This window comes from Scytonema hankhaensis NUACC26, assembly GCF_045865695.1.
GTDB lineage: Bacteria > Cyanobacteriota > Cyanobacteriia > Cyanobacteriales > Nostocaceae > Scytonema.
This window is the reverse complement of record NZ_BAACAP010000234.1, coordinates 24,075-49,860: the sequence shown is the minus strand read 5'-3', so window position 1 is coordinate 49,860 and position 25,786 is coordinate 24,075. Positions and strand designations below refer to the sequence as shown.

Genomic DNA, 25,786 nt, shown 5'->3' with positions numbered 1-25,786 from the left:
GTAGGAAAATAACAACTAAAGAAGGTTGCTACGCAATAGGAGGTTGTCCGTGAGTTTTAAAAAAATTTTAGTAGCTCTTGATGCATCTCCTGAAACACAGATGGTATTTGAGGAAGCTTTAGAATTAGCCAAAAAGGACTCAGCTAGCTTAACGATCTTCAACTGTGTGGATTTTGGCTCAAAACTCACTTTTCCATCTGAAATTAAAGAAAAAACTCAAGAAGGCGAAGAACTACTTAAAACCTACCAGAGAAAGGCGCAAGAGCAAGGAGTTATAGTAGAGTCCTCATGTCGAGTGGGAGAACCAGGAAAAGCAATTTGCAATTTAGCAAAAAGTTGGAAGGCTGATTTGATCGTACTTGGTCGCCGAGGTTTTAGAGGTTTTACGGAAGTTTTGTTAGGGAGTGTCAGCAGTTATGTCCTTCACAACGCCCCTTGTTCGGTTTTAGTTTTACAAGGCAAAGCTTACAGTGAGTAGGTCAGCACAATTAAAGTTAACTAGTCAGTCTTCGTCATTTGTCATTGGTCATCAGTAAAGATTTCACCCTTATTTACACATCTTTACACAATTCTGTCTATTCTTGCTGACTTACTTAAGTAAATATTATAGGAAAAACGGCTGAAAACCCTTGAGGGTGAAACACGAAGCGTGGCGAAGTGTTTCTGCCGTCCTTAAGGCAAGGGCTAGAATTGGGCAAGAAAAAATGGGGCCACCTTATAAACTGTGGACAACCAAATCTAATTCAACGCTGAAGAATCCCCTAGGCTTTTGCCAGGGGAGTTAGTCAACAAGCTAAAAAGGTAAAGTTGCTTCGCTCCAAAACTCAATCGCCAATCGCCAATCGCCAATCGCCAATCGCCAATCCCCAATCCCCATTGCCCCTCAACAAGGAGGGGACTCCGAGTTCCCCAATCCCCAATCCCCATTTCCTAGACATTAGGGCAAGTTTTTTGATAAGGTTCGCCTAAATACAAATTCCACTCTTCTAAAGTTAGATTGCAAGTCAATCGACTGCAAGCCTCTTCAATTAAAATTTCTGGCTGTAAATTCCAGATTTGAACTTTGTTTAAACAATTAACAGTCACTAAATGTTCGCTGTCCCAGCTAAAAATAATATGATTTATACCGCCATATACTTCAATACGTGACACTTCTTGCTTACTTATTAAATCCCATATTCTTACAGTATCACCACCAACAGCTGCTGCTAAGAAACGACTCCCTGGGCTGAAAACTACTTTTGTTACCGATCTACCGAGTTTTATAACGGGTAAAACTTCTTCACCGGACAAGTCCCACACTTGGATGAATCCATCACTATCTACGGATGTATCCGAGCCATAAAATCCGCCAAAACCAGCCAAGTACTTTCCATCTGTACTTAGGATAAATTCACTTAATCCCTCATTATCTAGCGTTATCCGTGTCACTTCTTTTCTTCCTACAACTTTTATAATTAATAAATTTTTATCCAAAAAGTTTGCATTTTCCGGAAGAATCACTAAATAATTTCCATCAGGACTCATGCTGATGAACTTTATATTTTCTAATTTGTCAACTTGTTGATAAGTTGTAATGTCCCACACAATAACATCACAAATTAAAACTTCAATGTTGTCTCTATATATAGTTGTCAGGTGAACCAATGTAGTTAAAAACTTTGCATCTTGACTAAAGGCGATCGCAATAACGGGTGCATTATGTTCGATTGCTAGCAATTCCTCACCGCTGGCTAACTCCCAAAGTTTTACCGTTCGATCTTCACCAACAGTAGCTACCAATTTTTCATCTGTACTAAAGGCAGCATAATGTGCTCCTTCATGATGAATAAATCTTACCTTCTGATAATGCTCCATATCATAAACTTGTAACCCACTAGCTTGACTGCAAGTCATCCCCAAATACTTACCGCGAGAACTTGTAGTGATGCTATTTATAAAGTTCTCAAGGTCAAGCTCAATCGCAATTTTACCATCAAAGTTATCAACGATTTGCCATAGGCGTACAGTATCGCTATACCCTTTTTCTGGATTGGAATCTTCCTGAGTTGCTATATACTTACCATCTCGACTAAAGGCAATATTGACAACATAATTTTCATGAAGCAAGCGGGCAACTTCTTGACCGCGAAACACGTGATAAACTCTGGCAATTTTATTAAATCCCTTACCAACAGTAGCTAAATGATTTCCATCGGGACTAAAAATAACACGACCCAACCAAGTTGTCGGGTTATCTTTGATATATGCCACTTGATAACCGTGAGGAACCTCCCAAACAATTGCTTCTCCTTTTCTGTCTCCAACCGCTATATACTGACCATTAAAGCTCACTGCAATCGTATTAATCCATGCATTATGCTCCATAGTCATAACTTCTCTACCACTAGGAATTTTCCATACTTTTATAGTAGTTAGAGTCACTGTTGCCGCAAAAAATTGACCATCTGAACTAAATGCTATATCGTCGATATTTTCGGAAACAGCTAAATTGACTTCAGAGCTAGAAGGTGAAGATAAATTTACTGTTTCGTTGATAACTCGCCGCCTACTAGAAAGTTTCCAAACTTGTCTTCTACCTTCTCCGGAACCAGGGCTATCTTCAACAAATTCAGCTAGATATTTGCCATCGGGACTGAAAGAAATTGGCTCTTGAGCGCTAGAAAAATCTGGCAATTTTAACAATGGTAATGCTACAGGTATGACATCTGAAGAATCGGTCAATTGCCATACACCTCTAAAACCTCCGCTCACAATAAGTATATATTGGCTATTGGGGCTGAAAATAATATACTGTACGGGTTCGGCACGAACTATTTCTGCAATTAATTGTTGGTTTTTTAACTGCCAAACTTTGACGACTCCCTTCTGAGCGCAAGTAGCAGCACAGTAAGTAGCAGCATAGTTACCATCTGGACTTAAGGTAGCAACAGTTACATTTTTTTCATACTCCAGACTAGCCACTTCTTGACCGCTTTTTATTTCTAACAGTCTTATGGCATCATTAGCGATCGCTATATGTTTGCCATCAGAACAAAAAGCTAATGAATTTGAACAAGTATAATTCTGCTGGTTCTGTTTATTAATACGAGCGATGGAGCGTGGAAGCAAAGCTAACCCTTGACGTAGGGTTTGATCTGCTAAAAGATATCTCATTTCCAGCTTGTTGAACCGTTTCATAGATTCAACAGCTAGCAAAGTACTCAATTGTAATAAACTAATATCCTCTCTTTGTATCAATTGGGCTTGAGTTGCTAATAGGCGAGCCTGAGCAATTTGCTGTCGTTCTTGTGAGATTCGCCAACGCTCTCTGGCTTCTTCAAGTTCATCTTGTCTTTTGTGAATGCTACTTTTTACAAATTCTGTTTCTAGTTGATTCAACCAGTTCTTCTGAGGAGGATATTCTAAGACTTTTTCTAACACGGCAATGCGGGGATCGTGACTCCAGAGATAGTCCGATTTGCGATCGTTGTTATACCAATCATTAGCTGCAAGCGTTAGACGTTGGCGTAGCACTACACTCTCATTTTGATGCTTATCGTCTTTCCACTTTTGTAAAAGATTCCATCCCAACACTAAAGCATCATGAGCTGGTTCTACGTAAGGTTCCCCATTAACTTCTTTTCCACTCACAATCAATCGAGCATCGGTAAAGCGTTGAATAATTTCTTCAACTCGCTCGTTATCTTCTGCATTGGGATACTCAAATTCGCGCAAAGGGACTCGTCGGCGAGCCATCGCACCGCCATCTACAGTCACCATTCGCAACATAACTTTACGAATAGTGTAGTCGTAAGCTGAATCCATTTTTACTAACTTTTCATATTCTTGGGTAGCTCTACGGGTAAGAGAGCCAGCAACTCCTCCCAAATCGTTATAATCTTGTTCTGTGAGAGCGCGGTTATCGCCTCGACGGTTTAAATATTTCAAATAAAGTTCGCTCAGAGTAAAAGAAAGTAGTGGGAGTGCTCCAGGCATCTGAACCACTTCATTAATTAATTGCTCTACCAATTGTGGTGGTTCAAAATAAAGCACTTGTTCTGCTGCTGGTTTTTCAATGACTTCTCGAAGCTCGTTTTGAGTCATTGGGGGTATCATAAATCGGGCATTCCTCCAACGACTGGGAAAAGCAGACGTTAAAAATTGTGGTTCAAAGTCCAAGCGTAATGTGATGACAATATGGAATTGCGGTTGAGTCAGTGCTTGTTCCAGTTCTTTGAAAAATTGCGATCGCTCCTTATCGTTTTGACACATGGTCACTAATTCTTCAAATTGGTCGATTGCAAGCAGTAGTTTGCTTTGAGGATTGGCATTGCACCAAGTAGTTACAACATCAAGCAGTGGCAGTTTTTTCTCTTTCGGGGTTGAGAGTTGCTTTTGAACAAGAGAAAGCGCAGTTATTGGAGAGATACCGGGACGAATTGGGTCAATAATATGCCACTGATCTGTAGTAGATTTACGCAAGTAGGGCAATAATCCGGCTTTCACAAGGCTGGATTTACCTGTTCCTGAAGCTCCTAAGACTACCGTCAGTTGGCGATCGCAAACCACTTGACTCAACTCTTGTGTTAATTGCTTTCTGCCAAAAAACAAATCGCTATGAGCCTCATCAAAGGATTCTAGACCTCGATAAGGGTTATTCTCAAGATTCAATTGAGGAGCAGATGGTAAGTTCAATTTGTGACCGGGAACTAGAAAAATGTATTCCCCGTTGTCATGTTTTGCTAAGTGATATAAACCAGGAGTTTGGCGACTGTGGAGTTTTTGAGTCATTGTCGCCAATTTCGCCCCCAGATAAACGTAGAGTTCTGTTGCTGTAATGACTCCATCCCCAGTTGGTGTGCCATCTTGAACTGGTAAAAAAATATCGGCATCACCGCGTAATGCTTGAAACAGTGCTGTAGCAAAAGGAGAGTGATGTTCTACAGTTCCACGAGATGCAACAAAATCCAAAGCCTTCTCATCGTCAGCCGCAGATGCTATGACTTGCCAAGCTCGGTCTTGGATGAAGCGATCGTAACGTTCTTGGTAGACAACTGGCAAACGCACGACATTTCTTTTGTGACTTGACCAACGGAATGCGCCTGCAAAGCAGCAATCAAGGATAACCAACAAATGTTTGCAAGGTAGCGCAAGCAGAGCATCATGTAGTTTCTGCATCTGCAGGTAAGTATTGATATTACCGGGTCGAGCTTCAGCAGGTACGAGATAGCCAGCCGGACCTTCTTCATTTTCTAATGCATCTAAAGCAAGCCCGTGTCCGGCAAAGTAAAATACAATCCTATCATTTTCATTGAGTGCGATCGTTTCTTGAGCAAGAGGAATTTTCTGTGCGTGAAAAGCAGCAAGTAGTTGGTTTAGTCCTTCCAGAGAAGCTTCTTGGTTTAGAAGAAGCCGCACGCTATATTTGTAATCTTCTAGAATCTCAGCGAGTTTGCGAGCATCAGGAACCGCCGTTTCTAAAGGTGGGATGCCATTTGAATAATCATTAATCCCAATAATGACGGCAAAATTACGCTGAAACTCGTGCTTGGACATAATCGGAAGTTATCTAGAACTGCTTAAGCTATTTATTCACCTACGTATTTAAATAGCGTTAGGCAAAATCAGCTTATGCATAAATATCATTCCGTCACATGAAAATTACGCAAATATAGCGTCTTGGCGTATTTGCGCGAATTGTAATCATAATAAATTTGTGTTTATATAGCAATCCTATTTGATTTGGGTTCATCCCACGCCTCAAGGATTACTAAGACTCGTAGCACGGCGTAGAGTCCTAGTCTCGTGGGCTTTCCCCTTCAATTGTTGTAACAGTCTTGAAGTGAAAGAGATATTAACAGGAACGCCTAACCTTAATTGTCAAAACCAATATGAATGCGGTTTTCAACTTCTGCAAATTTTTCCTGTGCTTGTTGTTCGCTAGTTAAAAGTGAAACGACAATACCTACCAAAAATGCCAGAGGAATGCTGATTAACCCTGGATTTTTCAATGGGAAGGGTGCAGAAGCATGCTTGAGGATAGTCACCTGAATTGTGGGTGAGAAATAAATCAGCACCAAAGAGGAGAGAGTACCCACCAACATACTGGCTACTGCACCATTGGTAGTGAAGCGTCGCCAAAGCATTGATAAAAGCAACGCGGGGAAGTTTCCACTGGCAGCGATCGCAAATGCTAAACCCACCATATAAGCAACGTTTTGCCCCTTAAACAAGATACCTAACAATATCGCTAATGCTCCCAACATCATAGTTGCAAAACGAGCCACCTTCAGCTGTTCCGTCTCGCTAGCATGGCCAGATTTTACCACATTCACCCACAAATCGTGAGACAATGCCGCTGCACCCGAAAGAGTTAACCCCGCAACAACCGCCAAAATCGTCGCGAAGGAAACAGCAGCAATAAAGCCTAAAAAGGCATCACCACCCAAGAAGTCAGCTAGCATTGGTGCTGCCATGTTACCACCAGTCCCAATTTGCTTGATTGCATCTTGACCGACTAGCACCATCGCTCCAAAGCCAAGAATAAAGGTGAGAAGGTAAAAAACACCAATAAAAGCTGTAGCATATGTTACAGAAATTCGCGCTGACTTAGCATCGGGTACTGTGTAGAACCGCATCAGGATGTGGGGTAATCCTGCTGTCCCAAACATCAACGACATTCCCAAAGAGATCGCATCGAAGGGATCGGAAACTTGTTTACCAGGAGCCAACACACCTGCTCCATATTTAGCAGCTGCACTGCTAAAAAGTACCAATGGGTTAAAGCCAAATTTTGATAATACCAAAATGGCGAGTAAAATAGTTCCACCCAGCAATAGAATAGCCTTAATAATTTGTACCCAAGTTGTGGCTATCATCCCACCGAAAATCACGTAAGCCATCATCACGCAACCGACGATGACAACAGCTAATTCATAGTCAAACCCAAATAGCAGCTTCACAAGTTCGCCAGCACCTACCATTTGGGCAATTAAGTAGAAGCTGATCGTTGCTAATGAACCAATCGCAGCAGCTATTCGCACTGGTGCTTGTCGCAAACGATAAGCCACCACATCAGCAAAGGTGTACTTGCCTAAATTACGCAGAGGTTCTGCGACTAAGAACATAAGGATCGGCCAACCCACCAAAAAGCCGATAGAATAAATAAGACCATCAAAGCCATTGAGTGCGACGAGTCCAGCAATCCCCAAAAAGCTAGCGGCGCTCATGAAGTCTCCTGCTAAAGCCAGCCCATTTTGGAAACCGCTGACATTACCACCAGCAGTGTAGAAGTGAGATGTGCTGTTGGTACGCTTTGCAGCCCAGTAAGTAATAACAAGAGAACTAGCGACAAACACTAAGAAAAAAAATATTGCCAGTGGGTTGAAGTGACCGAGGTTTTTAAGATCCACTTCAGCCAGTGGCAGGTGACACCACAAACTATTCATAATTGATGTTGGATTTGTAATTTTGGATTTAAGAATTAAACAATTGTGAGTTATTGGTTGTTTGACAAACCACTAGCCTTTATTTACGTGTCAGTCTTGCAATTTTGTCATCGTAATTATTGTTTGCCCAGCGCACGTAAAGAAAAATTAATATCCATGCTGAGACAATCACCAGTGCTCCCAACAAAATACCAAGACTGAGTCCTGGAACGATCGATGAACCCAATAACGGTTTATTGAAAGCAATCAGCAGAATGAAGCCAAAGTAGATTAACATCATGGCTCCACTTAGGATCAGCGATACGCGCCAGCGTTGAGCAGTGAGGGCTTGAATAGCTTTTGTGCGCTCGTCCATGTCTTACTTGAGTTGAAAAGAATTAGGTTTGATTGTCTCACTGAATTCCTAAATCGCAAAAAACTTTTAAAGTTTCTTAGCGCTAACATTTTTGTCAGTTCCGTGACTCCAGCCACATCTCTCCTTCAATACTTATTCCTCCCTTCTGCCCTGTGCCCTGTGCTTTTCTCAGATAAAAACTACTGCCATCCCATCAACCTTCCTCAAAGAAGCTTAACAAAAATAAACAATCTACAATGGTATTTCATCCTTTGGAAGAATTTTACTTTAAGTTAATGTTTCGATAGATTGAAAAATGTATCATACTGCTGACCGTTACATAAGCGGGGACGGTCGCGCTAAGCTTCAGTGTAGAAGCTCTAGCACTGGTATGGTCAGTCTTTACTCACCTAATTTTGTAGCTTATTAACTTAATTTTAGTGAACAATTTATCTTCTGCTACTTTAGAAGCGCTGGAACCTCTTCCTAGCTTAACACCAGTACAAAAAAAGAATGCGATCGCAAAAATTTCTAAACAAGGCATAAGAACTAGCCTGACAGCATCCACGATAGATGGCATCTTAGCTGCTATCTTCTCCAACATTACAAGTGGTGTCTTGCTGGTGAACTTTCTTCTAGAACTAGGTGCAACACCAGTAGAAATCGGGTTGCTATCGTCAATTCCCATGCTGGTTAACTTTTTACAACCACTAGGAGCATTCATTGCAGATCGTACTAAGAGCCGTCATTGGTACGTGCTAGCCATTTTTGCTCCATCAAGGCTGTTATGGTTCATTTTATTATTAGGTATTGCGTGGATGGGGTCTTCCAAGAACCATCAACTAGTTACGCTAACATTAAGTATCATCTTTATTGCTAATGTATTAAGTGCTTTAGGTTCTTCAGCTTGGTTCAGCTGGATGGCAGCTTTAGTTCCTAAACAGTTGCGAGGAAGATATTTTGGTTTTCGCAATAGTACCGCAAGCCTAACAAACTTATTGTGTCTACCGTTGCTAGGCTTTGGCATATCCGCTTGGCCTGGTGGTACAATTCAAGGTTTTGGAGTGATGCTGTTGGGTGGAATCATTCTTGGGATAGTAAGTTTGATATGTCAGTTTTGGATGCAAGATGTGAATCCACAAGTGACTCATGCTGAAACTTTACCCAATCCGCAAGAGAATAAAGACAGTCAACCTCAAAAGACAAGTATTTTCAAAGACGTTAACTTTATCAAATTACTATTGTACTTAGGTCTGTGGACGTTTGCACTCAATTTGAGCGCACCATTCTTTAATCTTTATATGATGAGAGATTTAGCGTTGGATCTAAATACAGTCACGCTTTATACCAGTTTAGCAGCAGGTGCTAACTTAGTCCTGCTTGTGTTGTGGGGTAAGTTAGCTGACAGAATAGGAAACCGTCCGCTTTTACTGTTAGTTGGAATTTTGATGGCAGTAACACCAATATTTTGGCTGTTTGTTGGTGTCGATTCCGTTTCTCTATGGGTCTTGTTACCAACAATCCATTTAGTAACTGGTGGTTCCATAGCAGCCATTGAGTTATGCAGCAGTAATATTCAAATGTCAGTAGCACCACTCGATCGTCCTTCTCAGTATTTTGCCATTGCGGCTGCTGTTGCTGGAGTTTGTGGAGGTCTAGGTTCAGCATTTGGTGGCTTTGTAGCTGGGCTAAATATTATTGGGGGTTTACCCGGACTGTTTGCTCTTTCGGCTGTTTTGCGATTAATTGCCCTACTGCCTTTGCTTTTTGTTCGAGAACCACGAAGTCGGTCAATTGTTGACATTATGCGAAATGTTTTACCTGCCAAGTCTCAGACTACTTTAGTTTCAGAAGTCGAAATTTAGCTTAGGGACTTCCAAAGAAAAAAATCTCCAAGAATTTCTTGTGAAACGGGCGTCTCGCCCGTTAGCAAGAGGGTAGTACTGTAGGGTGGGCTTTAGCCCTACCTACAGTTCAATAATCAAAGAGTGCTATTTGACCCACTGATTTGTGAGAAAAACAAGGTGAGCGATCGCGTAGAACTCATTCAGCATAAGAATGCTTATAGTTTTGATCGACGGGTGCGCGATTTCCTACTGCGTAACGAAGCGTTGCATCACGCCATCCTATCCCACTGTTATGCACTCGCTTATACACCACCAGAACCGTTAAAGCAATCCCTCGATCTGCTCACCTTAGAGTCCAATCAAGAAGTCGTCGCTGTAGCAATAAATCCTTCAGGCAAATCCATTTTCATTTCAATGCTGACTCATCTGAGCGGAGTCGATTTACTGGCGGAACATTTGAAGCGGCATAGCACTTTGTCGATGGTAAATGCTCCACCAGAGATCGCTCAACGCTTCGCCCAAATCTGGACACAAATCGCCGGACAACCTCATACGCCTGAAACAACTCTATGTGCCTACCGCTTAGAACAGCTTCGCCCCTTCACCTGGGCACCAGGTCAGTTACGACAAGCTACCGAAACAGATGTCTCTCTCGTTAGCCAATGGTATGCTGCCTTTTCCGAAGAAGCCTTGGGCAGACTTCCAAACGATTGTCAGGCTTGGGCAACTCGTCAAATCGATGGCGGTCATGTGTTTCTCTGGCAAGATGGCGAACCCGTTTCCATGGGATGCACAATTGGACAAACTGCCAATGGATTTCGAGTCTCCATTGTCTTCACTCCAAAAGAACATCGCCAGAAAGGCTATGGAAAAACCTGCACGGCAGCTCTGACTCAAAGATTGCTAAATGACGGTCAGCGTTACTGCTTTTTGTATGCGGATAAAAATAATGCTTTCAGCACCCGGATGTATGAAGCGATGGGCTATGAACTGATGGGGGAAACGCAAAATTATCGTTTTGCTTAACCAAAAGTTCACTTTTACACAATAAGTGATGCAAGATAAGCTTGTAATAATACTTAATTTTTTTTGCTTTTTATTAAAGGAAGAAGGGACTGAGCAGTCATGTATTTGAAAAATTAACGGCTTCTCTTTCTTTTTTTCCTAAGTAAATTTAGGGACTTCTCAAAATTCCATCCTTTATCCTCACTCCTTGATACTATCTTCCGTTAGTAAAAATTTTACTTGTTTAATATAAAATTCCATAACTATCCGGAATAAACCTTGTAACTCTTTATTAGTGAATTCAGTATTCTTTCAGATAAAATTAATAACACAACGACAAGTATAAGATTCAAGAAATTAAGTACAATAACGTAGATTTAATTGCTCGATTATTTTTTCATCAGAAATACTATGGTTATTTTAATTTTTCTAAAGCAAAAGTATAAATATAGGAATCCTACCTGATTGGTGAAAAAATCTAAGTACTGTAGGGGAGCCACCTGGAGTGCGCGTCTTTGTGCGCGTTGAGAGGAGTGGCGTTGGGCATTGCCCACCCTACTACTTATATTTCATAAATCAAATAGGAGTTCTATATGAATGACTTGTTTTTATACTTTTGTCATATTAACCAATGAGTTATACAAAGAAAAACACTTTAAGAGCAGAAATTTTAGTAGTAGATGATACACCAAGTAATTTAGGTTTACTCTTTAAAATTTTAGGAAAAAATGGTTATAAAATTAGACCTGTAACAAGCGGTCAAGTAGCGCTGGAGGTAGCTTTAATTTCTCCACCAGATTTAATTTTACTGGATATTCTTATGCCAGATATGAGTGGATATGAAGTTTGTCAAAAGTTGAAACTAGACCCGCAAACTAGAGACATTCCAATTATCTTTCTAAGCGCTTTAAGTGAAGGCTTAGATAAAGCTAAAGCATTTCAGATTGGGGCAGCAGATTATGTGACTAAACCTTTTCAAATTCAGGAAATTTTGGCACGAGTGAATAATCAAATAATGATTATTTCTCAAAAACAACAACTTGAAAGAGAGATTTTACAACGCCAACAAACAGAAGCAGCATTGCGATCGCAATATCAACGCGAGCAAACTCTAAACCGTATGATTCAAGCCATTCGCAATTCTTTAGATTTAGAGGCTATCTTTTCTACAACTGTGACGGGTATCGGTAATTTAGTCGAGGCTATGTGGGTTGGAATTATGCAGTATTCATCCAACGAAGAAACATGGCAACTCGTAGAACAGTATTTGCCTGGAACATCATTTCTAAGTTTACAAAAACAAGAAATTTTTCCTACAAATAATTTTTTAGCTGAACAACTCGAACAGTTACAAAATTTTTGTTTAGATCGAGTGAAGCAATCAACTGATAGTCTAAATTGGCTCGAACAGTATTCAAAAGTTTGTTTGCCTATCCCTATTTATTTAAACGAAAAGGTTTGGGGAAGCCTCTGTATTGTGAGACATCAATCATGTCCTTGGACGGAATCCGATTTGCAACTTGTTAAAGTAATCGCCGATCAATTAGCGATCGCAATCCAACAATCACAGCTTTATCAGCAATTAGAACAAGCCAATAAAGAACTAGAACGCCTTGCTCATTTAGATGGGTTAACTCATGTAGCTAATCGCCGCAAATTAGACCAAGCTTTACAAAAAGAATGGCGGAGGCTACAAAGAGAGCAGTTACCTTTGTCGTTAATTCTATGCGATATTGATAATTTTAAAGGCTATAACGACGCACTCGGTCATCTAGCCGGAGATTATTGTTTGCAAAAAGTTGCTAGTGCGATTAGTAATTGTGTAAAACGCTCTGCTGACTTAGTTTCTCGTTATGGTGGAGACGAATTTGCAATTCTCCTTCCGAATACTAACTCAACAGGAGCAATACAAGTAGCAGAACTCATACGAGCAGAAATTCAAAAACTTAAATTACCATTACCCCAATCCCAGTGTGAGGGCTATGTAACATTAAGTTTGGGAGTCAGTAGTTTGATTCCAACATCAGAGACTTTACCTGAAGAGTTAGTCACATTAGCCGATAAAGCACTTTATCAAGCCAAAAAACAAGGGCGCGATCGAGTAATGAATCAGAGCGGGTAAGGTTTGAGGGGCGAGGGGCGACCCTCAAACCTTACCCGCTCCTAAGCACTTTTGCTTCTACGCAAATTAACTACCTGCTCAAGATTCAACTAAAGCCAAATCCATGGGGCGTTCGGTATCATCTTCACCCAAGTACTCTCCATTCTGAATTTCCAGAATAATCAGTGGAATAAATCCAGGGTTTTCCACCTTGTGAAGCGTTGCAGGTGGTACAAAAGTTGACTCATTGCAGTTTAGTAATATTTCTCGGTCGTTACAAGTAACCTTTGCAGTACCCGAAACAACAACCCAATGTTCGCTACGATGGTAATGAATTTGTGGTTTAATACTGTGCTTAGGTTTAATTTCTACACGGCTAATTCGATAATATTCTCCTTCTTCTATGACCTCAACCTTTCCCCAATACCTCGTACCAGCATGGGAGGAGGTAGGATTCGCGTTTAGCTGAGCACTATTTTCAGCTTGAGTCATAATTGTTAAGTCTCTCTACTAGATAACGATCGCTATTTTGTAGGGAGTCTGTGCGATCGGAGGCTTGTGTATCAAAAACTGTAACAACATTACAGTTGTTCTCTTACGCAGATAATAGTGTTGTGGTACGGGCGTCTCGCCCGTTCTAGGCGGGCAAGATGCATAGTACCACAAAAACTGCATTGGATTCAAGTGAGAAGCGCTATAGTGAATGCGACAGACTACCAGTAGCAATTAAACTGCCGTTAAATCCACAGCGCGTCCCGTGTCATCTTCGCCTAAATACTCCCCATTTTGAATCTCCAAGATAATTAGCGGAATAAACCCTGGATTTTCTACTCTGTGAAACGTTGCAGAAGGCACAAACGTGGACTCATTCCGGTTTAGTAATAACTCTTGGTTACCACAGGTAACCTTTGCAGTTCCTGAAACAACAACCCAATGTTCGCATCTATGATAGTGAATTTGTTGTTTGATACTGTGTTTGGGTTTGATTTCTATCCGGTTAATCCGATAGTTGTTGCCTTTCTCAAGGACTTCAACTTTGCCCCAGTGTCTTGTACTGCATTGTAAGGAACACGAATTGGCTTTCGATTGAGCAATATTCTCATGCCGAGTCATAACTAGTTTCTCAACTAGACTGCTATGACTATTTTTTCATCTAATTATAGAAAAAAGCGATCCCACTCAAACATTTGTAACTAATCTCTCATTTTTGTTCAACAATTTGTACTCAAGCTGTACAGAGCCGATCGCGCCCTTGTTGTTTAGGATTATACAAAGCTTTATCCGCACAAGCTATCAGTGTATCTGGTTTAACTTGCAGTGTTGGTACGATTGTGGAAATACCCAACTGTGCTGCCGATATTTACAGCCAATGGATAAATCAGTTTCTTAGCTCTACAACGATAACTCATTAGCGCTCGTAGCTTCAAGCCAAAAAAATTAACTGAATAAAGCTAATGATGGTGCTCATCCTCAATCTACAGGTTATGCAGAATTTGCAGAAATTATACAAAATTGGAGTAGTTAGTTAAATTGGTTTATATGTTAACAGTGAGCAGTAATCAATGAAAGACTTGGTGAGCGAAGTTATTAAAACTCCTGTTGTAAAAAAACTAGAGAGTTTAGTGTCTAAATATTCTAAGGTTGGAGATTCTCTTTTTTTTGATAATGAGCAGTTTCCTTGGGCTAGTGAACTAGAAACAAATTGGTTAGTTATTCGCAAGGAGTTAGAGCAGGTTCTCCAGCACACTCATGCGTTGCCAAACTTTCAAGATATTATGCCTCGCCAACAACGTATTAGTCCAGACGATGGCTGGAAGACTTATTATTTTTATGCCTTTGGCTTTACAGCAAAAAAGAATTGCGAACGGTGTCCCGAAACCTGGAAACTATTGCAGCAAATTCCAGGTTTGAAAGCAGCATTTTTTTCGATTCTAGCTCCTGGCAAGCACATCCCCGAACATAGAGGAAAGCATAAGGGGTTGATTCGATATCATTTAGGATTGATAGTACCCGAACCACGAGCTGCCTGTCGAATTCGCATAGGCGATCGAATAGCATACTGGGAAGAAGGAAAGAGTCTGTTTTTCGATGATACATTTCCCCATGAAGTTTGGAATGATACAGAGGGATACCGTGCGGTATTATTTCTAGACATTGCCAGACCGCTAAGGTTTCCCCTCTCTGTAGTCAATTGGCTTGTGAATCAGATATTGTCTTTGTCACCTTTAGTTCAAGAAGCTAAATCCAATCACAAAACTTGGGAAAACCGATTTGAAAAAGTTTTACAGGAGCGTGGTTAGTTGTTAGTGGTTAGTGGTTAGTGGTCACTGGTCACTGGTCACTGATTACTGGTCACTGGTTACTGGTCACTGATTTTAAGAGACTGAGACAACAAATGACGATTCCTACAGCACCTGCTACATAAAACACGACTTCACCACTGCTTTTCCATATGGGTCCGAGAAAAACGGGAGATAGAAATTGTCCGAGTGAAGAAATTCCAGTGCCGATCGCCAATATACCAGAACGCTGATTTACAGGGGATAAGTCAGATAATATGCTGTAAAGGTTGGGCATGACGATGCCAAATCCCATTCCAAATAAAAGTGCAGCGAACAAAGCTAATTGAACGTGTTCTAGATGGGGAATTGTGATTAATGTAAGCGCCATCAATCCAAAGCCCATACCGATGGCTGGGGTGACCCCGAATCTTTTGGCTAGCAGACTAGCAGCTACTACGGATGCGATCGCTGCACCAATGGCTCTTGACGCGAGAATCGCACCGTTGATTACCGTATCAGCTCCAATAGCAGCTTTGAAATAAAGAGGAGCGTAAACAATTACGACATAGAACATCGCTGAGGCAAGTGCTAGTCCTAGAAAGAGCATGAGGACACTAGGTTTTAACAGACTTGTACTGAGATTTTGGGTGTTTTTTAAGTCAAGAGTTGTTGCCTGTTGAAATTTTCTTTTTCGTAGAACCAAGGTTGCTGCTAGCGCTACAGGGAGCGCCAAAACGTAAAGACAGAAAGCAAATCGCCAGTGAGCAGACCCTACCCATCCCCCTAAAAGAGGAAATATTATACTGGCAGTTGCTAGCGCACTAGTAGCGTAACCCATAACTCGCGATCGCGACTCTCCTTCATACATCCCTCCCAGCAGACCTATACTAGCCGCCGCAATGCCACCATTACTCACGCCTAATAGAGCACGCATCAATAGCAGAGAGTCAAAGCTTTGCATTAACCCACCAGCCGCGCCAAACAAACCGTAGCAAACCAGTGAGAAAATCAAGACTTTTACTTTACCAATACGATCTGCTAAAACACCCAACACTGGACTAGAGAGGGCAGTCATCAAAGTGTGGATACTGACAAGAGTTCCAGCCCAACCCGGATCGATCCGTAATTGTTCTACAATCTCAGGAAACACAGGTGCTATAATACCACCTGTCATGCTAGTTAGACAGCCCGCCGCCAATAGTACCAATAATGTGGGAGCCTGTTTGGAAAAGGAAATGTTGGTCATCTATGCCGAGTTACTTAGTTACCAGTTAACATACCAGGATGTAGAAATAGACATATAAAAGACCAAAATAGCTCCCGTTCTGTTCAACTTTATTAGAAATAGGGAGTGGGGAGTAGGGAGTAGGAGATGCCTCTGTTAAGGTGTACTAAAAACAGGGTACATTTACGACTGTACTTCTTCCACAGAAAGCTCGGACGTTTACGAAACCTCAATGGAAAATTTCTTTTTTTCAGTTTTAGGCGCTATAGCTAGACAGTCGAAAGCCAATTTTGTGAGAAAAACTCGTCAAATTAGTGCTGTGCAAGAGAATTTTTTACGCAATCTGCTGTTAGCACATCAAAATACTGAACTAGGTCGGGAATATGGACTTAGAGACATTAAAACTATCGATCGCTTTCGAGAGCAGGTTCCAGTTCTACCTTACAGCAGCTATGAACCTTACACTACACGTATAGCAAAAGGTGAAGCAAACATTCTCACAGCCGAACCCATCGCTCACCTCATTCAAAGCAGCGGATCGACTGGAAAAAAGAAACTAGTTCCGGTCACTCGGAAAACAAAGAAATCTTTAGAAAAGGCTTATTGGACGAGCACTGGCTTTTTATGTGAGGCGCTGTCAGCAAGAGGGTTAGAGTTTGGTAAATTAATGGTAACCAAGTCAGTACAGCTGCAAGGACGTACTACGGGCGGTATTGAGTATGGTACAGCTGGTGAAGTTAACCTTCGTATGAGTAAGTTTATCTGCCAGCAGCTATTTGCTAACCCTTATGAAACCCTAGAAATCGCTGATAGCTTAGCTCGTCATTATGTTTGTTTGCTGTTCGCCTTGCGAGAAGACTCCATGCGGGGGATGGCGGAAAGCTTTCCCATGCTTATATTGCAAAATTGTAGTTATCTGGAACGTTACGCTGAAGAGTTAATTAGAGATATAGAGACTGGAGCGATCGCAAGTTGGTTAAAAATCGCTCCTGAATTGCGAGTAAAATTAGAAAAAGGATGGTTTGCAAATCCCAAGCGAGCCGCACAATTAAGAGAAATCTGGAGATCGCAAGGACGAATAGTCCCCAAACTCGCTTGGCCCAATTTATCGTTTATTATTGCTGCGCGTGGAGGAACGTCGGACTTTTATTTTGAACGATTTCCCACTTATTTTGGAGATACACCGCAATTTGGTGCGGGTTATTCCACCTCAGAAGCCATTTTCGGTATTTACCACGATGTAAATGAAGATAGCAGCATCTTAGCAATTGAGACTGGCTTTTTTGAGTTTGTACCAGAAGACCAGTGGGAAGCAGAGCATCCTAAAACCCTACTAGCTAATGAGGTAAAAACTGGAGAGCGATATCGCATCTTAGTAACCAATTATAGTGGTTTCTACCGTTACGACATTGGTGATGTTGTAGAAGTTCTTGGGTTTTACGAACAGACACCCCTAATTGTCTTCCGCTACCGTCAAGGTGGACTGCTTTCAGCAATTAATGAGAAGACAACTGAATTTCATGTAACACAAGTGATGCAAGCTTTGCAACGAGATTTCAGCGTATCCTTAGAAGATTTTTGTATCACCTTGGCTGAAAATGATTTCCCATCTTACTATTTAATCAACATTGAACTTACCCCCGATTATACACTTAGCGATCCCCAAGCCTTTCTATCCAGCTTTGACAGCAAGCTAAAGGAAATTCATATTTCCTACGAAGCCAATCGCCGGGATCGAGTACCGCCTCCGCGACTCCGAATTTTAGCCCCAGGTAGCTTTACTACACTCCGCCAACGTCAACTGCAAAATGGAATTCCAGAGGGACAATTGAAAGTACCTCATATTAGTGAAAACCGGGCTTTTCTTGCTGGGTTACCAGTTCAATATGAGGTGAGATTGTCAGAAGATTAGCTCGTCATCAATATTTTCACGCTGGCAAGCTTCGGCAAACAGGCTTACACTACTTTTGGGGAATTGAGCCACCCATTGACGAAATTGCTCGGCTTTTTCTGTTGGTGTCAAATTTTTGTTAGTTGCTGCCTCTACCTATCTGGCATTGAGTCTGGATTGAAAAAGTTTCTGGTCTTCGGGAGAGAGGTTTAGCACCACTTCCACAAGGGAGTTAACGAGTTGTACATTTATGCTTGTGTATGTAATTTACTCTTTGGCACACAAAGCGATGGCGGTAGCCACTTCATTATTAGTTAATTATAGTGGTTTCTACCGTTACGATATTGGTGATGTTATGGAAGTACTTGGGTTTTACGAACAAACACCCCTAATCGTCTTCCGCTATCGTCAAGGCGGACTGCTTTCTGCAATCAATAAGAAGACAACCGAATTTCATGTAACACAATAGCAATACTATTTTGGATTGAGAGGATGTTTTAAAAGTCATGATTGATGTATCAAATATTTTTTACCCCACCCTAACCCTCCACGCGTGAAAGGGGAGGGAACCGAATTTTTCTTGTTTCCCCCCAATACATCGGGGGGATAATGGGGGGTAATAATGCGATTAAAATCACAACTAACCACTCACCACTAACTAAGTTGAGTACTTAGAATTAGTGTCTACATAACCTTCCGATAGGTCGCAACCCCAGACAGTTGCAGAAGCTTCTCCAATATTCAGGCTTACATGGATATTCACTTTGTCCTTTGACATAATTTGTCGCAACTGTTCGAGATTTTCATCATTGGAACTATTAGGATAAACTTGAATATTATCAAACCTAATAACAACATTATCCTGATTGATTTCGCGATCGCTTTCACATTTCCCCATAGCCATAGCCACTCTTCCCCAATTTGGATCTGCTCCATACACTGCAGTTTTCACCAAGGGTGAATTCACAATTGCTTTGGCAACTCGTCTAGCTTGTGAATAACTGCTAGCTGAATCTACCGTCACTTCAATTACCTTAGTAGCACCTTCTCCATCTCGCGCTATCATTAAGGTTAACTCATGAGCAATTTCATATAATGCACGAGAAAATTCATGTTCCTGAACTTCTCCAGCCAAACCATTAGCAAGAATGACAGCAGTATCGCTAGTAGAAGTATCAGTGTCTATACTCAGACAATTAAAAGTTTTATCTATAATAGGTCGAAAAATAGAACGTAACACATCTGGAGAAAGAGCAGCATCTGTAAAAAAGAAAGTCAGCAACGTTGCCATATTAGGCTCAATCATACCGACACCTTTGGCAATTCCTACTAGCTTTGCATTCCCGACTTGCCGTGTTGCCAACTTAGGTGTGTTATCGGTAGTCATAATAGCACGAGAAGCTAAATGAAAATCAGCAGGAACTAATTTTTTTCCTATACCTGATAAACCTGCTCGGATTTTTTCCATTGGGTAACGTCTACCAATAACACCTGTAGAAGCAATCAAGATATTATTTGCAGGAACTCCAGTTTCAGCAGAAACAAGTTGTATCACTTCTTCTGCATCCGTTTTGCCAACAACACCATTAGCAACATTGGCATTTTTGGAGATAACAATAATTCCTTGTGCTTTTGAATCCTTTAAGTGTTCGCGACTAATTGTTACGCTTGGACCAGCAAAAAGACTTTGAGTAAAAACTCCATCAGCAACACTTTCAACGTCCGATTTGATAAATAAGAAATCCTCACTAGTATCTCGTATTCCTAGGTTGGTCACAAATGTACTAAATCCTTGAGGTATGGAAGATGCCGTTAATTGCATATTTTTCCTAAGTTAATACTTTTTGAAACGTGAGGGACTGTTTTATATTGGTATAACCAATTCTCTCATAAAAAGAGTGAGCTTCTTTGCGTTTAATATTAGAGCGAAAAAGAACTCCTTGACAGTTATTTAGAAGCGCCCAATGCTCAATGTGTTGCATTAACAGACTCCCAATTCCACAATGACGATAACTTTCATCTACAATTAATCCGAAGAGTATCGCCTGTGTAGGGCTAATTATTGTGTCGCAAATGTGAGCGTGCGCCCAAGCAACAACATAGTCATCTGCTAGGGTCGCTACATAAATAGCATGAGTCTTATTTCGTTGAATTGAGGCGAGACGTTGCTGAATTTCTTGAAGCGTGACAGGATACCCAAGTTCTTTACAAAGAATAGTCATTCGCTCGGCATCTTTAATTTCACCAGGTCTAATATTGACTTGATAGGGTTTTTGTATTTGTTCCATAATAACTTGCTAATGAATGACATCTGTTCTTGCTTGAGCTAGTACTGAATTTGATACATCTAATAAGTTCAGTGCGCTATTCCCCATTGCTGCGATCGGCGATAATACTTCAAATAACACCTTTGCAGAAGGAGCTTCTACAAAACTACCTCTAGTAGTTGAGTGAGGCGATTGATTTGTTTTACAATCCGAGGAGATACCTGCAAATCCCTTTGAAAACGGTTAAGCCAAACTCCTATTAATCCGGCATCTCTGGCGGCGATCGCATCTAGTTCAATACTATCTCCGACATAAACACAAAGTGTTTGTTGTGCTCCGAGTTCGGCACAAGCATATTGGAAAATCTGGGGTGCAGGCTTCGCAAATCCTGCCATTTCTGAAGTAACAACCACATCTACAACTGATAAAATACCGCATCGTCTAAGTTTTTCAACCTGCTGCGCCGATTGACCGTTTGTTACCACTCCGATCTTGTATTTCTGTAATTGTGCAAAACACTCAGCGACATCATTAAACAGTTGACATTTACCTACATAGTCTTCCCAATACTCTAATAATAAGGTATCTGCATCCCTGTCTGAGAATTGACAACCGTATTTCGAGAATGCCTCTCGCAGTTTCCCTCTGCTTGATTCCTGAAATGTGACTTGTTTGGCAAAGAACTTTTTGTACCATTCTCGATTCAAAAATATCCATTGTTCTTGGAATACATTGAACTCATGTTTACTATTAGGTATGACTTTATCGAACAACACACTTGCTGTATCTCTAATTGCTGCATCATGATTTACGAGTGTATCGTCTAGGTCAAAAAGTACGGCTTTAATCATATATTTATCTATGTCGATCTCCTTACCCAAAGGATGAGAAGTGTATAAGTACTGCTTATTGTCCGTCATCTACTAGTATTTAGTAAAGTTTAAAATTGGAAACATACGTAGGGGAGATACAAATCAAAGTCTAGTCGAAGGTAACGTCCTGACTCAAAACCTCCGATAATATATCTATTGATAGGTGTACGCTAAATTTGCACTAAATTTAGTGTATACTCAAAAGAGTGATTGCTTAGGAGGTAATGTGTTAGACATCAGCAGGGGTATTAATTCTCTCTCAAACTTCAAGCGAAATACCGCTGAGTTCATGGATCAGTTGAGGAAAACAGGTAAGCCAGTAGTTTTAACGGTTAACGGAAAAGCCGAGCTTGTAGTGCAAGATGTAGAATCTTATCAAAAGTTGCTTGAGCTTGTCGAAAGGCTTGAGACAATTGAAGCGATCAAAGTAGCACTGCAAGAAATGAAGGAAGGAAAAGGGGAGCCTGTTGACGAGGTATTTAGAGAGATTATGCAATCGCTGGATGAGAAATGAAATATCGAGTCATTATTCTTCCTGTAGCAAAAGCTGATATCAAAACAGCAGCAAAATGGATTCGGCAGAATGATTCTCCAGAGAAGGCAAAAGCCTGGGTGAGTGAAATAAATAAAGCTATTGCAACTCTCAGTACTTTCCCTGCTCGATGTGCCTTATTGTATGACGAGTGGTTAGAGGATATCCGAAACGATAAAATTATTAGCAATTTAGAAGTGCTGAAGTCAGACTAGCTGATGCACTCAGTTAAGAAATAAGTTATAGTCACTGAGCCTCTCCACGGACGTATGTATTAATACTGTATATAGAACTTTTATGCAGCACTGGGAGAGCGCAATGTCTCTGATGAGTAACCGTTGGGTTTTGTTACTAGGTATACCGATAAGCAGTACATTTTTTTTCTCTACCAATTATGCCATTGCCCAAATCTCTCCAGATACTACTCTGCCCAATAATTCTACCGTTAGATTAGATGGTGCCACCAGAATTATTGAAGGAGGCACGCCAGCTAATGGTAACCTGTTTCATAGTTTTCAAGAGTTTTCTGTTCCTACGGGTAGCACTGCTTTCTTTAATAACTCTGTAAATGTTCAAAATATTATCAGTCGAGTTACAGGTCAGTCAATCTCTAACATTGATGGATTAATTCGTACTAATGGTTCAGCTAACTTATTTTTGCTCAACCCAAATGGAATTATTTTTGGCAAAAACGCAGCGCTGAATATCGGCGGCTCGTTCTTTGCAAGTACGGCGACAAGTCTGAATTTTGCAGATGGTACAAAGTTTAGCGCGGCTGCACCTCAAACAACTTCTTTGTTAACAATTAGTGTTCCTATTGGTCTGCAATTTGGAGGTAATGCGGGAAGCATTGTCAATCAATCCCAGTCAAAGGATGGAAGCGCTCGAGCTGTTGGTCTACAGGTGCAACCGGGTAAAACTTTGGCACTGGTGGGTGGTAAGGTCAGTGTAGATGGCGGTTTGTTGCAGGCTGCAGATGGTCGGATTGAGTTGGCTGGAGTTAATGGATCGGGAACGGTAGGGCTGAATCTTGATGGTAGCAACTTATTCTTAAGCGTTCCCTCAGAAGTAGAAAGAGCAGATGTATCTCTCACCAATCGAGCTTCTGTTAATGTGATGGATAAAGGTGTTGGGAGTATAGCAATTACCACTCGTAATTTAGATATTTCTGGAGGAAGCCAGATTTCTGCTGGAATTAAGCCCGGTTTGACAAAAGTGGCAAATGAGACTGGAAATATTTCGCTTAACGCTACTGGAGCATTAAAAATGGATGGGGACAGCCTGGTTGAAAATGTGGCTGGGACTAGATCGAATGGTAATACTGGTGACATTAACGTTAATGCGAATTCAGTGGAATTGAAGGGTGGAAGGTTGAAGACTCGCACTTTGGGGAGTGGTGATGCAGGTAACATTAATGTTAAAGCGAATGGCGATATTGCGATCGCAAACCCTGCTTATCCCGATCCTGGTAACAGATCGACACTAGATGACAAACCAGCAATAGATGCAGGTAATTACAGTAATGACTCTGGACTCAATGGTTATGGAACCGGGCGCAGTGGTAATATCTCCTTAGAAACCAATGGTTCCATATCTTTAATAGGACTAGGTAAAGATCTACAGAACAATCAACAAAATAAAGTCATATCCACCTACAATCGCCGTGGAGGAAAAGGCGGAGGAGATATATCGCTCAAAGCCAACGGTTCTCTGAGTTTATCAAATGCTTATGTTGTCAGTGCTACCTTTAGCGAGGTTGCGGGAGGAGGTGACATATCGCTATTTGGCAAAGAGGGACTATCTTTGGCGGATGCGAGCAGGATTAATGCCTCTAGCTTTTTGAGTGGAAATGCAGGAGATATTAAAGTAAAATCTGAGGGTTCTGTAATCGTACAAAATAGCAGGATTTTTACTCATACAGATCCACCAACAAATACATCTGTAGTTACTAACGCTGGTAATATTGAAATCAATGGACGGTCTGTTTCTCTAACTGGTGGATCGGAAGTATCTACCGTATCCTCAAGAGGTGGTGGGAAATCTGGCAATATTCAAGTTAATGCAGTAGATAAAGTTGAACTTAATGATGGATTCCTTCGGAGCCGTACCTTGGGTAGAGGTGATGCAGGTGATATCAATATAAAAGCAGGTGATATTTTCATTACTAACCCGGCTTATATCCAGCCAGGTGGGAATCCTAGACTAGAGGATAAGCCTGCATTGGATGCAAGTAACTATAGAAACGACAGTATCGGTAATTTTGGTTTTGGACGTAGTGGAAATATTTCCGTGGAAGCCAGTGGTTCTATATCTTTAATAGGGCTGGGTACAGATATAGAAAATAAAGTCATATCCACCTATAATCGCCGAGGGGGAAAAGGTGGAGGAGGTATATCACTCAAAGCCAATGGTTCGATCTCGTTGGATAATGCTTATATTGTTAGTGCCACGTTTAGTGAAGTCACGGGTACGCGAGACATATCACTGTTTGGTAAAGAATCGGTGTCCATAGCAAATAATAGCAACATCAATACCAAAAGCTTTGTTAGTGGGAATTCTGCCAATATTACAATTGGCTCTCAGGGTTTGGTATCTGTACAAAATAGCCGGATTACGACTGAAGTAGGTTTGGCAGAAGCTAAAAAAAATAATCCTAATGTGGGCAATGCTGGTGATATTAAAATCAGTGGAAGGTCTGTTTCTATAACTGCTGGTGCAGAAGTGACAAGTCAATCTTTTGATGGTGGCAAACCCGGTAAGATTGAGATTAATGCTACAGATAAAGTAGAAATCTCAGGTCGCCAACTTTTTCCAAATGCCCCAAATCGTCGTACATTTTCTCCCGTATCTATTTTACAAACTAACAGCACAACTTATGCTAGAGATGAAGCAGGTGATATTAGCATTATGGTTCCTACTGGGACTTTACTAGTATCAGATGCAGCAAATATAAGGGCAGAAAGTGGAAATGCATTCAGAGGTGGTAATATCACTGTTGAGGCAAAGACTGTAGAACTCACTAGTGGCGGACAATTAATTACCAATGCTTCTGGAAATGGTGATGCAGGTAATATTAACATCAACAAAGCCGATCGCCTGATTATTTCAGGTAGTACACCTAGCTTGAATCAGACTTCGGTTGCTGCAAATTCTCCTACTGGCATATTTGCCAATACAGCATCTAGTCAAGGTGGAAATATTACCATCGACGTGCAAAAATTATTACTCATGCGTCGCAACGGTCAGATATCGGCTATTGCTGGTAAAAATGGTAATGGTGGAAATATAACTATCAATGCTAACAACGGTTTCATAGTTGCTGTTCCAAAGGAAAATAGCGATGTAGTTGCCAATGCATTCAATGGTTTGGGTGGAAAAATTAATATCAACGCTACTGCTATTTTTGGTATGATTCTTCGCGATCGCGCCGACTTAGTGAGTATATTGGGAACGAATGAGCCAACCAAACTCGATCCTCAACTCTTACAAACAAATGATATTACGGCAATTTCTCAGACAAGCCCTAATTTAAGCGGTCAGGTAAATATTAATAGACCTGATGTTGACCCTAGTGGCGGATTGGTGGAACTTCCCATAAATTTAGTTGATGCTTCTCAGCAAGTTGCTACTAGCTGTGGAGATGGAAATCAAAGAAAAAGTTCTATGATTGTGACAGGACGTGGAGGAATATCATCTAGCCCTACAGAACCGTTGATGGGTGATGCAGTGATGGCAAATTGGGTAACGTTGAAGGCGGAGGGAGAGAATAATGTTACAGATATCCGAAACACGACTGTCGCAACACAGAGAAATACACAAAAAGTAGATTTTGTCAATTCGTCTCCAATTGTAGAAGCCCAAGGATGGGTAGTTGATACTAAAGGGAATGTAGTTTTAGTAGCTATTGTACCTTCTGCGCTCCCTCATACTCCGTTATTTAACCCTGCTTCTTGCTCTGCTGGTTCAATTTCACCTTTTGACAGTTATTGATAAAACTGTA

General features: G+C 41.0%; 20 protein-coding genes and 1 pseudogene. 10 read left to right on the top strand and 11 right to left on the bottom strand.

The features are described 5' to 3' along the window. Positions 1–49: 49 nt before the first annotated feature. Complete coding sequence (locus ACKTT2_RS36895; RefSeq protein WP_407895944.1) at positions 50–478, top strand: universal stress protein; 429 nt, start codon at positions 50–52, stop codon at positions 476–478. 452 nt (positions 479–930) lie between these two features. On the opposite strand, the gene ACKTT2_RS36890 is transcribed toward ACKTT2_RS36895, so the two are convergent. The 3 genes from ACKTT2_RS36890 to ACKTT2_RS36880 form a co-directional block, all read right to left on the bottom strand. Continuing rightward, positions 931–5,538 carry an nSTAND1 domain-containing NTPase gene (locus ACKTT2_RS36890; protein ID WP_407895943.1) on the bottom strand — a complete coding sequence of 1,536 codons (4,608 nt, stop codon included), beginning with the start codon at positions 5,536–5,538 and terminating at the stop codon, positions 931–933. Between the two features lie 317 nt (positions 5,539–5,855). Then, complete coding sequence (locus tag ACKTT2_RS36885) at positions 5,856–7,430, bottom strand: sodium:solute symporter family transporter (RefSeq protein ID WP_407895942.1); 1,575 nt, start codon at positions 7,428–7,430, stop codon at positions 5,856–5,858. Between the two features lie 79 nt (positions 7,431–7,509). After that, positions 7,510–7,785, bottom strand: coding sequence for a DUF485 domain-containing protein (locus ACKTT2_RS36880; RefSeq protein ID WP_407895941.1), 276 nt, complete (start codon positions 7,783–7,785; stop codon positions 7,510–7,512). A gap of 419 nt (positions 7,786–8,204) precedes the next feature. On the opposite strand from ACKTT2_RS36880, the gene ACKTT2_RS36875 reads away from it, so the two are divergent. From ACKTT2_RS36875 to ACKTT2_RS36865, 3 genes are all read left to right on the top strand, one after another. After that, positions 8,205–9,629, top strand: a complete 1,425-nt coding sequence (locus ACKTT2_RS36875) for an MFS transporter (RefSeq protein WP_407895940.1) — start codon at positions 8,205–8,207, stop codon at positions 9,627–9,629. A gap of 159 nt (positions 9,630–9,788) precedes the next feature. Then, positions 9,789–10,637, top strand: a complete 849-nt coding sequence (locus ACKTT2_RS36870; RefSeq protein ID WP_407895939.1) for a GNAT family N-acetyltransferase — start codon at positions 9,789–9,791, stop codon at positions 10,635–10,637. A 610-nt stretch (positions 10,638–11,247) separates the two neighbouring features. Then, positions 11,248–12,738 (top strand): diguanylate cyclase domain-containing protein, encoded by a 1,491-nt coding sequence (locus ACKTT2_RS36865; protein ID WP_407895938.1) that lies wholly within the window; start codon positions 11,248–11,250, stop codon positions 12,736–12,738. Between the two features lie 78 nt (positions 12,739–12,816). On the opposite strand, the gene ACKTT2_RS36860 is transcribed toward ACKTT2_RS36865, so the two are convergent. The 3 genes from ACKTT2_RS36860 to ACKTT2_RS36850 are packed head-to-tail and all read right to left on the bottom strand — an operon-like array spanning position 12,817 to position 13,830. Further along, positions 12,817–13,209: a phosphomannose isomerase type II C-terminal cupin domain gene (locus ACKTT2_RS36860; RefSeq protein WP_407895937.1), complete on the bottom strand. Its 393-nt coding sequence runs from the start codon at positions 13,207–13,209 to the stop codon at positions 12,817–12,819. A gap of 18 nt (positions 13,210–13,227) precedes the next feature. After that, positions 13,228–13,392: a hypothetical protein gene (locus ACKTT2_RS36855; protein ID WP_407895936.1), complete on the bottom strand. Its 165-nt coding sequence runs from the start codon at positions 13,390–13,392 to the stop codon at positions 13,228–13,230. Between the two features lie 51 nt (positions 13,393–13,443). After that, on the bottom strand, positions 13,444–13,830 hold the full coding sequence (locus ACKTT2_RS36850; protein WP_407895935.1) for a phosphomannose isomerase type II C-terminal cupin domain: 387 nt from the start codon (positions 13,828–13,830) through the stop codon (positions 13,444–13,446). Positions 13,831–14,279: 449 nt separating this feature from the next. Between ACKTT2_RS36850 and ACKTT2_RS36845 the strand changes: the two genes are divergently transcribed. Beyond that, entirely contained in the window at positions 14,280–15,017 is a 738-nt protein-coding gene (locus ACKTT2_RS36845; protein ID WP_407895934.1) for an aspartyl/asparaginyl beta-hydroxylase domain-containing protein, read from the top strand. Positions 15,018–15,069: 52 nt separating this feature from the next. Here ACKTT2_RS36845 and ACKTT2_RS36840 read toward each other — a convergent pair whose 3' ends face one another. Next, the gene (locus tag ACKTT2_RS36840) at positions 15,070–16,245 is read right to left on the bottom strand and encodes an MFS transporter (RefSeq protein WP_407895933.1); all 1,176 of its coding nucleotides are present in this window, start codon (positions 16,243–16,245) and stop codon (positions 15,070–15,072) included. A 211-nt stretch (positions 16,246–16,456) separates the two neighbouring features. On the opposite strand from ACKTT2_RS36840, the gene ACKTT2_RS36835 reads away from it, so the two are divergent. Then, a complete protein-coding gene (locus ACKTT2_RS36835; RefSeq protein WP_407895932.1) occupies positions 16,457–18,136 on the top strand; it encodes a GH3 auxin-responsive promoter family protein in 1,680 nt (559 codons plus the stop codon). Here ACKTT2_RS36835 and ACKTT2_RS36830 read toward each other — a convergent pair. Continuing rightward, a complete protein-coding gene (locus ACKTT2_RS36830) occupies positions 18,125–18,247 on the bottom strand; it encodes a hypothetical protein (protein WP_407895931.1) in 123 nt (40 codons plus the stop codon). The genes ACKTT2_RS36835 and ACKTT2_RS36830 overlap by 12 nt on opposite strands. A 175-nt stretch (positions 18,248–18,422) precedes the next feature. On the opposite strand from ACKTT2_RS36830, the pseudogene ACKTT2_RS36825 reads away from it, so the two are divergent. Further along, positions 18,423–18,581, top strand: a pseudogene (locus ACKTT2_RS36825) (hypothetical protein); the annotation flags it as partial. A 192-nt stretch (positions 18,582–18,773) separates the two neighbouring features. On the opposite strand, the gene argJ reads toward ACKTT2_RS36825, so the two are convergent. From argJ to ACKTT2_RS36810, 3 genes are all read right to left on the bottom strand, one after another. Next, entirely contained in the window at positions 18,774–19,937 is a 1,164-nt protein-coding gene (gene argJ, locus ACKTT2_RS36820; RefSeq protein ID WP_407895929.1) for a bifunctional glutamate N-acetyltransferase/amino-acid acetyltransferase ArgJ, read from the bottom strand. A gap of 7 nt (positions 19,938–19,944) precedes the next feature. After that, positions 19,945–20,403: a GNAT family N-acetyltransferase gene (locus ACKTT2_RS36815; protein ID WP_407895928.1), complete on the bottom strand. Its 459-nt coding sequence runs from the start codon at positions 20,401–20,403 to the stop codon at positions 19,945–19,947. 137 nt (positions 20,404–20,540) lie between these two features. After that, entirely contained in the window at positions 20,541–21,302 is a 762-nt protein-coding gene (locus ACKTT2_RS36810; RefSeq protein ID WP_407895927.1) for an HAD family hydrolase, read from the bottom strand. A gap of 178 nt (positions 21,303–21,480) precedes the next feature. Between ACKTT2_RS36810 and ACKTT2_RS36805 the strand changes: the two genes are divergently transcribed. The 3 genes from ACKTT2_RS36805 to ACKTT2_RS36795 all read left to right on the top strand — a co-directional run bounded on the left by ACKTT2_RS36805 (position 21,481) and on the right by ACKTT2_RS36795 (position 25,776). Further along, positions 21,481–21,768: a type II toxin-antitoxin system Phd/YefM family antitoxin gene (locus ACKTT2_RS36805; protein ID WP_407895926.1), complete on the top strand. Its 288-nt coding sequence runs from the start codon at positions 21,481–21,483 to the stop codon at positions 21,766–21,768. Continuing rightward, positions 21,765–22,001: a type II toxin-antitoxin system RelE/ParE family toxin gene (locus tag ACKTT2_RS36800; protein ID WP_407895925.1), complete on the top strand. Its 237-nt coding sequence runs from the start codon at positions 21,765–21,767 to the stop codon at positions 21,999–22,001. Before ACKTT2_RS36805 ends, ACKTT2_RS36800 begins: the two co-directional genes overlap by 4 nt. 103 nt (positions 22,002–22,104) lie before the next feature. Then, positions 22,105–25,776: a two-partner secretion domain-containing protein gene (locus ACKTT2_RS36795; protein WP_407895924.1), complete on the top strand. Its 3,672-nt coding sequence runs from the start codon at positions 22,105–22,107 to the stop codon at positions 25,774–25,776. Positions 25,777–25,786 lie beyond the last annotated feature (10 nt).